The following is a 12,560-nucleotide window of genomic DNA, read 5'->3' on the forward strand; positions in this document are numbered from 1 at the left end:
ATGAGTGATGAAGCAATAAAAACGCAAAAAAGAGCACTGGCAGCCGGAAAGCGTGCTGAAGCCAGTCATTTAAGTAGTCAGGTCAACACGGCACAAGCCAACAAAAATCAAATTGATCAGAAAATTCAAGAATTAGAAAAAGCAATTCGTGAATTAAGTCGAGAGATTCTTAGTATTCATCAATTGAAATCAACCGTTTCTAATCAGTTAAAGAGTATTTCTGGAAGTAATTTTAAAGGCACACGACGGAATAAGTATAATGAAAAAGTTAGAAAAGTAGATAGTGATTTATCAAAATATGCCACAAAAAATCAAGAAAATTTACAAACATTTCAACGGAAATTGTCTAACTTACAAGAAGAAGCGCAACGTGAAGCCATGACAATCAGTTCATTAAATTCACAAATTTCGGCACTATTATCAATAGCAATGAGTTTGGATTCTTAATAAAGGAGTGAAAAAAATAATGAAAAGCGGTGTAAATTTATCGGAATGGACGCAATCTGTCAATAAAGCAAACAGCACAATTTCAGGAATTGGCAAAATGAAAACTGTATCTTTTTCTCAAACAAATGCTCGACCTTTTACAGAATTCAAAACAATGATAGAGCAAATCAATTCTTCTCTAGAAAGTTACAAAGAATTTGCAAAAGGAAGCACCAATAAAATGATTGCTGCTGGAAAAAATAAAGCCAATGATGATAAAGCGGGAGCTGCTACTATGAAAATTAGTCAATAAGGAGTGAAGAAAAATGAATCAACAACAAAAGGAGTTGTGGGTGGCTACTATAGAAAGTAGTAACCTGACTGGAGAAATAACAAAGGACACCATAAACGAACTCGGTTTAATTTTGGGCGGTCAACCCCAATTAGCTCAAAATATTTATCAAAGTTTCCTCAATCAAACCACAAGTTATGAACATAAACCAAGAATTGGCGCGATTATTCATATTAGTTTTGATTACGAAAAGGAAAGAGTCACTTTTGCTTGGTTAAAAAAACAAGTTGTATTGACCGTGCCACAATTTAAACGATTTATGGGTTTCGTTGATACAATTTTTACAGAAATCTATCCAATTGGAACCATTGTCGAATTAGATGAAGAATTATTAACCGAAGATGTTAAAGCGCTTTTTGCTACAGATGAATTAGGTTTATTTGTTTCTGTTCAAGGGAGAAAATTAACCATTCCAGAAACGCAAATGATGATTGATTACGTAGGAACTTTATGGCCATTTGGATTACAAGCAGAGGTGGAGCCAATTTATTTTAACTCGGTCATAATAAAACGAGTTATTTCAGAAGGGCCTACTAATGCGTACGAGGAAAAGTTTACTTTTGAAGTTTTGAGAAAACAATTGGCGCAAGATGAAAAATATTCGTGTACGTATGTCTAATGAGGAGGTGGGCAAATGAAAATTAATATGCGTGAAGTGATGGAAGCTAAAAACAAAATTACTTCTTCCAGAAATAAACTACAAGCAGAAATCAATCGTGCCAAAAGCGATTGGAAAACAGTCCAAGGAAGCGATGCTTTATCTGGAAAAGTCAAAACAGCTATTAATGGTGAAATTGGTAATTACCAACTACCGATGCTAACCAATTATTATGATCTTTTACATACAATAGCACAAGAAATGGAAAAAACAATTAGTGATTTTAAAGCTAGTGTGAAGGAAAATAGTGAATCAGCCATCATTGATACAGATGCCTTAAATGAAGCGAAAGGAAAATTTTCAACACCGTTATCAAATTTTGCGAAATTAGATAAGAAAATTAGCAACATCTACAGTTCTGTGGCACATATCGTCCCTATTTCCGCACCATCCAATCAATTTAATAAAAAAATGGAAGAGGCTAAGAAAGTCTTGACGGAAACGCTGAAAGGCATGGACACTTTTAACGGACGCAAAGCAGGCAGTACTGTCAAAGACAAACTAGCCCAACAATCTAGTCAAATCACGAACGTCGGAGGATTAAGCTATAGCAATCCCAAATCATTGGAAATATTTACGGATAAAACATTTAAAAATGAAATAAAAGAAGCGCATAAAACTGTAAAAAAAGAAGAAAAACTTGAGTTTAAAAAAGAACATCCACTCTTAGCAGCCATGAACGGGAATCTAACCGAAGCAGATTTGCAGGAATTGGATAAATTGATAAATAGTTCGTTGGCAGGTTCTATAAAAGAAGGGAAGCGGTGGACAAAGCATGTTAAAAATTTATACATTTCTTCCAGAATTAAAAGAATGTCAGACGGCACTTTAGTCATCAAAAAAGCTGGGAAATGGTTGAGTAAGTTTGATAAACTAACCGGAATTGATAAATATATGAGAAAAGGCAAAGACTTTACTCGACTAAGCACCTCAGGAGGCTTAAAACAGTTTACTGATTTAGGTGATTCATTACTAGATAAATTGAAGTTAGTGGATAAAAATGTTGTATTAAAAGGATCAAAACAAGCATTCAAAGAATCAGTTAAAGGAATTGGCAAAGGAACTTTAAAGAGTGCTGGTGGTGCGTTGAAAAAAAGCGTAAGTTTTGGGATTAATGGTGTTGTGAAAGATGCCAAAGCATTAGTCAATGCAAAAGGTGCAGGAAAAATTGTGCCAGGGTTGAACATAGCTTTAGGAGCTGTAGATGTCGTTCAAGGAATCAGTAAGAGTGAGAAACAAGCCAGAAAAGACGGATTGAAAGGGCAAGAAATTACCGCAAGTAAAGTGGGTGGTGCATTGGTGGATGTCGGGAAAGTAGCGGTGACCACGGCGGCGATAGGAGCGGTCGGAGGTTTAATTGCAGCTGCAAGTGCTCCTGTATGGGTAGTTGTTGGAGGAGGTATATTAGCTTCTCTAGCTATAGCAGAAGCCGATAAGCGAATAGGAATAACTAGCATGGGAAAGAAAGCCGTTAATTCAATGATAAAAGGAGTGTCTGGATGGTTCAAACAAAAGAAATATTGAAAAATTTTATCCCAAGTTTTTACAAAAAAGTATCAAAAAAAGATTACAATGCTAAATCATTTTTTAGTTTAATAGGGGGATATTTAGTAATAGAGTTTTTTTTAGTTATGATTAGCATTTCAGAAAATTTAAAATCTAATTTTAGTGTAGTATCTATTAACTTTAAAAATTTTGTAATAATTAGTGGCTTAGTTATTATATTGTTAAATCTGTTAGGGATATTTTTGATGAAAAGGGAAAAAACAAAAAATATTAGCGCCTGTATCGCATATATATCAGGTATCATATTTTTGTATTTTGTTTTAATCGTTTTAGGATTTTTAATTGAGAATCCCATAAAGCTGATAGTTAAAGGTAGTTTGATTTTAAATGTATTATGGATAGTAGGAGTGTTAATAAATAGCATTTTGGTGAGCTTATCTTTAGTAAAAAATAACATGAATTACAGAGATAAATATGCAAATTATTATATAAATGCATTATCTGGTGTAGCTATTGCTTTAGCTGCCGTTTCTCAAATATCTGATGATTATAATTATTTATATATAGGTTGTGTTTTAATATTATCCGTTTTACAAATTATTGCTGTATATCATATACCAAGAGTGTTGAAATATTGGAAAAAAGAACCAGAAAAAAATGAAAATGCCTCTGTATATGGCAATTCAATTGAAATGATGAAGAAGATAAACAAAAAATAATGGTTGGTAAAGCTATTAATTGAATCGGAAAAAATAACAAGGTATTGGTAAATATTGGAAAAGTGTCAGTGACCACGGCGGCGATAGGAGCGGCAGGTGCTGTAGCAGGATTTTTTGGCGCTCCTGTTGTGGGCGTGGTAGGAGCAGGTATTGCAATGTCCTGGGAAATAAATTTCTTAGATAAGAAGTTTAAAGCAACAGAAAATTTAAAACATGGAGTTAATTCAATGATAAAAGGCATTCGGGGGTGGGGAAATGAAAGATATAATAAAAAATTACATTCCAAATCAATACAAAATAAGGAGCAAGAAAAAAATAACAACCAGAACAATAAAAAGAGGCTTGTATATACTTTTAGCTACATTCTTATTGCAGATTTTTTATTATGTATTTGGTAATGATATAGTAATTGACAAGCTATTTCTAGATATATTAACCTTTATCACTATATTTATAATAGTTGTAAATATAAGTATATATTTAAATTATGTTTTCAAAAGCAGTATAAATAAGTGGGCAGGAATTTTTTTCTATGTATCTATGATAGTGGATATATTTTTGATACTAGGTTGTATATCATTTTTATTAGATAATTCTTTTGAAACTTTTGTCGAAGTTAGTATAGCTACTTTAGTTACATTTGTAATAGCTGAAATTTTATATCTATTCTCTATTAAACGCTCAGTTATCAAAAATAATTATAAAATAAGAGATAAATTTTTTAACTTTCTGCTCAATGGAGTTAGTTTATTAGGGATAGTATTTCTGTTTATATCAGATTTTACAGATAATTGGTTTTTGGGAATCTTAGGTTGTGCATGTATTTTAATCATGACTCTTCTTTTAGCAACTATTCATTTAAATAGAATCCTTCTTCTGTGGAAACCAAATAATTCGAATAATGATCAAACGTCAATCTATGGTAATTCCATTGAAATGATGAAGAACAAGAGAACCAAAAAATAGCTATATTTCTTCCAGAATTAAACGAATGTCAGACGGTACTTTAGTCATCAAAAAAGCCGGGAAATGGTTGAGTAAGTTTGATAAACTAACCGGAATTGATAAATATATGAGAAAAGGCAAAGACTTTACTCGACTAAGCACCTCAGGAGGCTTAAAACAGTTTACTGATTTAGGTGATTCATTACTAGATAAATTGAAGTTAGTGGATAAAAATGTTGTATTAAAAGGATCAAAACAAGCCTTTAAAGAATCAGTTAAAGGTATTGGTAAAGGAACTTTAAAGAGTGCTGGTGGTGCGTTGAAAAAAAGCGTAAGTTTTGGGATTAATGGTGTTGTGAAAGATGCCAAATCATTAGTCAATGCAAAAGGTGCAGGAAAAATTGTGCCAGGGTTGAACATAGCCTTAGGAGCTATAGATGTCGTGCAAGGAATAAGCAAGAGTGAAAAACAAGCCAGAAAAGATGGCTTGAAAGGGCATGAATTTACCGCAAGTAAAGTTGGCGGTGCATTGATGGATGTCGGGAAAGTGGCGATAGGAGCGGCTGGGGCAGCTTTGGCTATAGTTGGAACACCTGTATGGGGAGTTGTGGTAGCAGGGATGGGAGTTGGTTGGCTTGTAAATAAAGTAGATAAAGATAATAAATTTACGGAAAAAGCTAAAGGGGCAATTAATTCAATGATAAAAGGAGTGTCTGGATGGTTCAAATAAAAGAAATCTTTAAAAACTTCCTTCCAAACTTTTATAAAAAAACTAGCAAAAAAATATATACAAAAAAATCTTTTTTGATTGTTGTAGGATCTTATTTTTCCTTTCTTATTTTTTGGTTAGTGGGTAAGTGGGCAGGAAATTCAGAAGGAGTTATATCTAAGGCATCTAATAGTTTTATCAATACTTTTTCGTACTTAATGATATTAATTATTTTATTTAATATCATGGGCTTTCTTTTATTTGATAAAAAAATTGAATTTCAGAAATATTTTGCTTTAGGTTTGTATTTTTCGGGAATGTTCTTTTGTGTATGTATAGTCGCTTTATTAACTTCTTTAGTGAATGGGTCTTATGAAACTTTTATCTTTAAATTGTTTTTTGTAATCATTCTTGTAACTATAGAGGTTCTATATAATTTTATACTGGTGAGTATTTCGCTGTCTAAATCAAATTTGTCTATTCGAGATAAAGGAGCCAATTACTATATAAATTTGATAACAATAATAGGTGGTATTTTGATTGTTTTAGCAACTCAAATAAATAATGAAAATCTTCTTCATACTGGAATGTTAATGGCAATAAGTAGTTTTTTATGTGTTGGAATTTTCCATTTCCCTCGCGTAATACGATATTGGAAGAAACCACCAGAGATTGACCTAAACAAATCTATATATGGAAATTCCATTGAAATGATGAAGAACAAGAGAACCAAAAAATAACTATATTTCTTCCAGAATTAAACGAATGTCAGACGGCACTTTAGTCATCAAAAAAGCCGGGAAATGGTTGAGTAAGTTTGATAAATTAACTGGCATTGATAACGATATGAGAAAAGGCAAAGACTTTACTTGACTCCAAGCACGCAAGGAGGCTTAAAACCAGCCTTCAAAGATTCAATCAAAGGAATTGGTAGGTATTGAAAAATTTAAAAATAGATCGATTTTAGGAAATTAATTTAATGAAAAGAGGGAAAAAGATGATTGAAAAAGTTTCATTGGAAATGAACAATTTAGTGTATATTGAAAAACGAGCAACAACAGATCAATTAGTGGATTTAATTTTACAATCAGAAGAATTAACTTATGAAGAAGGTTTTTATAAAAATGGACCAACAATGATTGAACTAAAACCAACTGAATTAAGTGAAGAAGAACAAACGTATAAATTTTATATTCCTGTGAATGAGCCAGTTGAAAGTGGCGAGATTTTTACTGTAGAAAATATTCATTATGATCATCTAGTTCGTAAAAGAATTCCTTTTGATGATGAACTTGGCGCTAATATTGAGGAAATGACGGATTACTTGCTGGAACAAAAGATTGAATTTGATGATAAATTATTGTTGGTAATGACCTTAGTTTATGATGAATATTGGGTAGATGTTTTAATCCCAACAAAAGAGTAGGTGAAAAAATGAGAAAAACAATTGGCTATAAACAATCATTACATTATCAAAATGTCATCAGTCGTTATTATGTAACGACTTCAGAGGAGATGGGTCGTTGTTTAGAAGATGCTTTGGAAACAATTTTTGAAGCAGATTATTCTTTATCAGACAGCTTTTTCTATTCAATGAATTCTGACATTCGTGAAGAAGAATTGCTGATTCAAGTTTTTTTACCTGTCAATGAAGAATGCCAAGAGAATCTTCCAGCTGAATATCGTTTCCAATCTTATTTTCAGGTGAACAATATGTTAGCAACTAGAGCAAAAGGCGATAAGTTATCTGAATTCTCTAAAGCATTAGAAGAGTTAATCACTATAGTTGTTCAGGAAGATTTGACAATTGTTTCACCAATTTTCTATTGTCCGCAAGTAATAGATAATAAGGTATACACTGATTTGATGATTGGTATTAAATAGTTTTGAACTGATTAGAGTTTTCTCGTAAGGAAAGAGGAGAGAAAAGTTTGAGTTTGCTTATAAATGAGGAAGAGATATTTGAAGTGAGACTGACTAAGGCAGATGGGTACAAAAAAATTGGTATAGGACTAGGTGTTATTTTTGTCACACTTATTTGCTTGGTATGGTTTTACTTTTCACTCTATAAAAATCCAGTGACAAGTAATATAATTTTTTTTGTTTTTTTAACAGTAGTGGCTATACTAATCAGTGCTTTATCCTTACTTAAATTAATATGTATGTTTGCTTTTTTGATAATCGAAACCGGGATTAATGAGACTAAGTATATCAGAAAATATGGTGGCATTTTATATAGAATGGACAGTCATGGTTTGTCATATCATGAAAAGGGATTTCTAATAGTGCGTAGTTGGTCGGAGGTCATTGATGTAGGACTTTTCAGACAAATGGAAAGTGAGGTTATTTATAATTATCAAATAAAATTTAGTGATGATGATAGACACACTTTTGATTTAAGAGGGAATTATCCAACGATAGCATTCAAAGAAAAAATTGAAGAATTCTGGTTTAAATACAATAGCTAAATTAATCTTCATTCCCCCTCCTAGAAAACACAAAACCGTGGTACAATAACTTACGTAATAGACACACCTACTCCGAATGTCAAAAAAGGGCAGAAAAGTAGACAAGAAATTGTTTAAGGAGTAAAGTAAACTTACTTAAAATTTTGGGGGAAATAAAATGTATGATGTAATTATCATTGGTGCCGGTCCTGCTGGGATGACGGCAGCACTTTATGCATCACGGTCCAATCTTTCTGTATTGATGATTGAACGCGGTGCGCCTGGTGGGCAAATGAACAACACTGCTGAGGTAGAGAATTACCCAGGCTTTGATTCTATTATGGGTCCAGAATTGGCCTATAAAATGTATGAAAATGTAGAAAAATTTGGTACGGAAAATGCGTATGGTATTGTGATGGGCATTGAAGACCACGGATCCTATAAAGAAGTGATTTGTGATGACAAATCTTATGAAGCTAAAGCGGTAATTATTGCAACAGGCTGTGAACACCGAAAATTGGGTGTAAAAGGCGAAGAAGAATTTGCTGGCCGTGGTGTTTCTTATTGTGCCGTTTGTGATGGTGCTTTCTTTAAAAATAAACGCTTAGTAGTCGTTGGCGGCGGCGATTCTGCAGTTGAAGAAGCAATCTATTTAACACAATTTGCTTCTGAAGTAGTGATTGTTCACCGTCGTGATGAATTGCGTGCGCAAAAAATCATTCAAGATCGTGCCTTTGCAAATGAAAAGATTTCCTTTGTTTGGGATACAGTTGTCGAAGAAATTGTTGGCAATGAAATGGTTGTGACAGGTGTGAAAGCACGGAATGTCAAAACAGATGAAGTTTCTGAAATTGAAGCAAACGGCGTGTTCATTTACGTGGGGCTAGATCCATTAACAGAACCATTTAAGAAAGCTGGTATTACGAATGAGGCTGGTTGGATTGAAACAGACCAAGAAATGAGAACAAAAATTCCTGGTGTTTATGCCATTGGTGATGTCCGTGAAAAAACATTGCGTCAAATCACGACAGCGGTCGGTGAAGGCGGTATTGCTGGACAACAAGTATTTAACTATATTGAAGAATTAAAATAAAAAAATGCTTTTGCCTTTAATAATAAGGGCAAAAGCATTTTTTTAATAGGTTCCTTTAATGACAAAATAAGAGCCGCGAATGGTTCCAGCTAATTTTGATTTTTGACGAGCAAATTTGAATTTTCCTTCAAATTCTGCAGGGATTGCCATACCATCTGAAAGTTTAAACCCAACGGCACGTTTGCCTTCCTCAGCTAATGTGTACATCACGTTAACTGCTAAGCCGTTTTCATAAAATACATAGGCTATTTTTATGCCATCTAAAGTGAAAGAAGAAATTTCAAGTGGCTTGTAAGGGAAATGTAATTCTCGTTCTAATAAAATTTTTTCAATCCAGGCCAATGTTTCTGGAGCTTCAGAGGCAGGGACGGTCGTAAAGCGATGTTTGTATTTATTCCAAAAATAGCGAGCTTCATTCGCTCTTAGTCCAGCAAGGGCAGGTGCCACTGGTGAACTTTCTAAACCAATAGTGGCTACTTCTTTAAAATCAACTGTATAAACCATGAATTGATACTCCCATCTTTTCTTTTAAACTAAGTATAACGGTAGCAGGGGTAACGAACAATTATTATTACTTAAAAGAATGAAATTGGGACAGAACGATCGGCTTCGGAAAATGTTAAGGTTTCCTAATGCGTAGTTTCTGTCCCAAAGAGTATTTTAAGATTTGGTTATTTCGTGATAAGTTATACGCTTGTGCTTATTTATTGGCATCTAAGGTAACTTTTTCATCTGCCGTAGTCGTTTTAACATCTACTGTATAAACAAGTTTATTGTTATTTTTGGTTAACTTCCAAGTCAAAATACGTGGAGAAAGTCCTCCAACTTCTTTTTTTGCTTTGGCTAAAACGTCGTTAACAGCGCCTAATTCTTTGACTTCAGCAGCTGAAAAGGCTGTCTCGTTTTCGCCAAGTTGATTTGCTTCAGTATTTTTGGTGACTTTTCCTGTTTCAGGATTCACGTAAAGTGTTTCTGTCTCGTTGGTAAAGATATAGCTGTAGTCACTTGCTGGTTCTGTATCAAATTGGACATTTACTAATGGTTTGCTGTTACCAGCTTCTTTTTCGTAGATTTCAGCAGCTTGCTGCAAACTAACTTTGTACTTAGTATCAGTGACAGCATCTTTTCCTATGCCACAACTAGCTAAAATAAAAATAGCTCCTAAAAGTGAAAAAAATAGTAAAAATGGTTTTTTTAACATGAAATTACCTCGTTTCTTTTTATTAAGCATTCACAATCATTTAGTATACGGTGGTTTTATAAAAATTACAAACAAAAAATAATCCTTTAAGAGAAATTAAAGGATTATTTTTTGTTATTTATTCTGCACGTAAAGCAACTGCCGCATCTTTTTTCGCTGCCATTCGGGCAGGAATATGGCCACCAATCATGGTTAAGATTGTGCTAATTACAATCAAAATAATCCCGTGAATTGGATTTAAGGTGGCAACATTTTCTAAATCAGTCAGGTTATAGAGCACTGCATTGATCGGAAATGTTGCGAGAAAGGCAATCACAACACCAAGAATACCAGAGGCAACGCCTAAAATAGCAGTTTCGGCATCGAACACCCGGGTAATATCTTTTTTACGAGCTCCTAACGCTTTCAGGATACCGATTTCTTTGGTCCGCTCAATGACAGAAGTATAGGTGATAATCCCAATCATAATCATACTTGTAACAAGGGAAATCCCAGCAAATGCAATCAGCACATAAGTGATGGCATCCATTAAACCACCTGTTAAGCGGGTCATTGTTCCAGCTAAATCAGAATAGATGATTTGGTCTTTTTTATCTTTTCCTTTGTTATAAGCATCTAAATAATCAAGAATTTTATCTTTTGATTTGAAGTCGTTTGGATAAATCATAATACTTGAAGGGATTTCATTCGCTCCTAAATAAGACAACAGATTTTCTTTCGCGGAAGCATCTAATGTTTCGTTAGTCATAACGTTAGTGTTGCTGGCTTCTTGCGCTTTAACAATGTCAGAGGTTTTGTTTTTGGCAATCATATTAGTTGAAAGTGCATCGCTATAAGCAATTCCAGGTGCTAATAGATTCATTGTTGAAGAATCTTTAATTCTCAAAATCCCTGAAATTGTTAATTCGGTATTTTCTGGATTATCGTAAACAGCTTGCAAATCTTGGTTAGGAATGAAGTTGCCTGTCGGTAATTTGGTGTAAAATGCATTATTATTGGCTAATTTCATTTTTGTGCCAACAATGTCTGAAAAGGCAATCTTTTGATTGTCTTTCACGTCAAAGCCAAGATTTTTTAAAGCATTAATATTGGTGGTATTGTTACTATCGACGATTAAAACGACATCGGTTTCTTTTTCTGGATAATTTCCTTCAAGCAACGAGTAATTGTCTTTTAAGAAATTGTTTTTTCCATTTTCTAGTTGTTTAGGAAAAGCAGAAACGCCGACGCCAGTTTGGGCAGCCATCATAGAAGCCATCGCGTTTGATTGGCCGTCGGGTGCATCGTTTGAAAATTTGACAGCTTGTGCTTTCCCGTTGATTTCTCTTAATAGGTTCATATTGACTAGACGAGTATAGCCGATATTATTACTTAATTCAGGATCAATGTGATTGACATAGTCAATAAACTTTTGATCAATTAAATTCGTGTGTTGCGCACGGTCTGCATCGCTAATTTTAGCAGTCACTTCTTTTTCTTTCGGGAAGGTGCCTTTTTTGTCCTGATTGTTGAAACTTTCTGGATCTTGATCTGTCGCTATTTTAGAAATGGTAATCGGAAATTGCGCTAACGTTTCCGACTGAGTTTTATCAATTTGTTTCTGGAATCCTGTTGAAAGAGAAAGGACAATCGCGATACTGATAATTCCGATACTTGAAGCAAAGGCGGTTAAAAAAGTTCGCCCTTTTTTAGTGCGGATATTATTAAAAGATAAACGCAGCGCAGTCGTGAATTTCATTTTGGTGCGTTTCAATTCGAAAGGTTCTTTTTTTTCATGTTCAATATGAGGACGCGAGTCATGCCGAATTTGGCCATCTGAAAATTCAATAATTCGATCAGCGTATTCATGAGCTAATTCAGGATTGTGGGTCACCATAATGACTAATTTTTCTTTCGAAAGTTCTTGGATAAGTGCCATAATTTGCAGGCTAGTTTCTGAATCCAATGCACCAGTTGGTTCGTCACAAAGTAAAATATCGGGATCGTTAGCTAAAGCACGAGCAATGGCAACCCGTTGCATTTGACCGCCAGATAATTGGGAAGGTTTTTTATGGATATGGTCCTTCAAACCGACACGGATGAGTGCATCTTCGGCTTTTTGGCGTCTTTCTGCTTTTGAAATACCACTCAGTGTCATACCAAGCTCGACATTATCCAGAATCCCTTGATGACTAATTAAGTTGTAACTTTGAAAAATAAAACCAATTGAGTTATTCCGATAAGCATCCCAGTCGGCTTCTTTAAAATTTTTTGTTGATTTTCCGTTAATGATTAAGTCACCAGAATCGTAATTGTCCAATCCGCCAATCACATTCAACATCGTCGTTTTACCAGAGCCGCTGGGACCCAGAATGGCTACAAATTCTTGTTTTCGAAAAGCGACAGAGACGCCATCTAAAGCTTTAGTGGTCGTTCCGCCGACAGTATAATATTTTTTTATCTCTTTGAGTTCTAGCATATTTTTCGCATCCTTCTTCCAATTTATCAACAACACAACCTTAAGT

Annotated in this window: 15 protein-coding genes; 12 read left to right on the forward strand and 3 right to left on the reverse strand. The window is 34.1% G+C overall.

Annotated elements, in window-relative coordinates; genetic code table 11:
- The 12 genes from IGJ37_RS05525 to trxB all read left to right on the forward strand — a co-directional run bounded on the left by IGJ37_RS05525 (position 1) and on the right by trxB (position 8,855).
- A complete protein-coding gene (locus IGJ37_RS05525; RefSeq protein ID WP_325814770.1) occupies positions 1-447 on the forward strand; it encodes a DUF5082 family protein in 447 nt (148 codons plus the stop codon).
- 19 nt (positions 448-466) lie between these two features.
- The gene (locus tag IGJ37_RS05530) at positions 467-739 is read left to right on the forward strand and encodes a hypothetical protein (protein ID WP_002385949.1); all 273 of its coding nucleotides are present in this window, start codon (positions 467-469) and stop codon (positions 737-739) included.
- 13 nt (positions 740-752) lie between these two features.
- Positions 753-1,397, forward strand: a complete 645-nt coding sequence (locus IGJ37_RS05535) for a DUF4176 domain-containing protein (RefSeq protein ID WP_325814771.1) — start codon at positions 753-755, stop codon at positions 1,395-1,397.
- 15 nt (positions 1,398-1,412) lie between these two features.
- On the forward strand, positions 1,413-2,960 hold the full coding sequence (locus IGJ37_RS05540; protein ID WP_192189751.1) for a T7SS effector LXG polymorphic toxin: 1,548 nt from the start codon (positions 1,413-1,415) through the stop codon (positions 2,958-2,960).
- The gene (locus IGJ37_RS05545; RefSeq protein ID WP_192189750.1) at positions 2,936-3,661 is read left to right on the forward strand and encodes a hypothetical protein; all 726 of its coding nucleotides are present in this window, start codon (positions 2,936-2,938) and stop codon (positions 3,659-3,661) included. Before IGJ37_RS05540 ends, IGJ37_RS05545 begins: the two co-directional genes overlap by 25 nt.
- A 68-nt stretch (positions 3,662-3,729) precedes the next feature.
- Positions 3,730-4,059 (forward strand): hypothetical protein, encoded by a 330-nt coding sequence (locus IGJ37_RS05550; protein WP_192189749.1) that lies wholly within the window; start codon positions 3,730-3,732, stop codon positions 4,057-4,059.
- A 593-nt stretch (positions 4,060-4,652) separates the two neighbouring features.
- Entirely contained in the window at positions 4,653-5,336 is a 684-nt protein-coding gene (locus IGJ37_RS05555) for a hypothetical protein (RefSeq protein WP_192189748.1), read from the forward strand.
- A complete protein-coding gene (locus IGJ37_RS05560; protein ID WP_192189747.1) occupies positions 5,324-6,055 on the forward strand; it encodes a hypothetical protein in 732 nt (243 codons plus the stop codon). The genes IGJ37_RS05555 and IGJ37_RS05560 overlap by 13 nt, the downstream gene beginning before the upstream one ends.
- Positions 6,056-6,294: 239 nt before the next feature.
- Positions 6,295-6,741 (forward strand): hypothetical protein, encoded by a 447-nt coding sequence (locus tag IGJ37_RS05565; protein ID WP_002357783.1) that lies wholly within the window; start codon positions 6,295-6,297, stop codon positions 6,739-6,741.
- Between the two features lie 8 nt (positions 6,742-6,749).
- Complete coding sequence (locus IGJ37_RS05570) at positions 6,750-7,199, forward strand: DUF5085 family protein (RefSeq protein ID WP_002357782.1); 450 nt, start codon at positions 6,750-6,752, stop codon at positions 7,197-7,199.
- A 47-nt stretch (positions 7,200-7,246) separates the two neighbouring features.
- Complete coding sequence (locus tag IGJ37_RS05575) at positions 7,247-7,783, forward strand: hypothetical protein (RefSeq protein ID WP_252671494.1); 537 nt, start codon at positions 7,247-7,249, stop codon at positions 7,781-7,783.
- Between the two features lie 157 nt (positions 7,784-7,940).
- Positions 7,941-8,855, forward strand: a complete 915-nt coding sequence (gene trxB / locus IGJ37_RS05580) for a thioredoxin-disulfide reductase (protein WP_002357780.1) — start codon at positions 7,941-7,943, stop codon at positions 8,853-8,855.
- A 42-nt stretch (positions 8,856-8,897) separates the two neighbouring features.
- Here trxB and IGJ37_RS05585 read toward each other — a convergent pair whose 3' ends face one another.
- From IGJ37_RS05585 to IGJ37_RS05595, 3 genes are all read right to left on the reverse strand, one after another.
- On the reverse strand, positions 8,898-9,359 hold the full coding sequence (locus IGJ37_RS05585; protein ID WP_002380143.1) for a hypothetical protein: 462 nt from the start codon (positions 9,357-9,359) through the stop codon (positions 8,898-8,900).
- 196 nt (positions 9,360-9,555) lie between these two features.
- The gene (camE, locus tag IGJ37_RS05590; protein WP_002355961.1) at positions 9,556-10,056 is read right to left on the reverse strand and encodes a plasmid sex pheromone cAM373 precursor; all 501 of its coding nucleotides are present in this window, start codon (positions 10,054-10,056) and stop codon (positions 9,556-9,558) included.
- A 118-nt stretch (positions 10,057-10,174) separates the two neighbouring features.
- Positions 10,175-12,514, reverse strand: coding sequence for an ATP-binding cassette domain-containing protein (locus IGJ37_RS05595; RefSeq protein WP_002360456.1), 2,340 nt, complete (start codon positions 12,512-12,514; stop codon positions 10,175-10,177).
- Between the last annotated feature and the right edge of the window lie 46 nt (positions 12,515-12,560).

This window comes from Enterococcus sp. AZ104 (assembly GCF_050546705.1).
GTDB lineage: Bacteria > Bacillota > Bacilli > Lactobacillales > Enterococcaceae > Enterococcus > Enterococcus faecalis.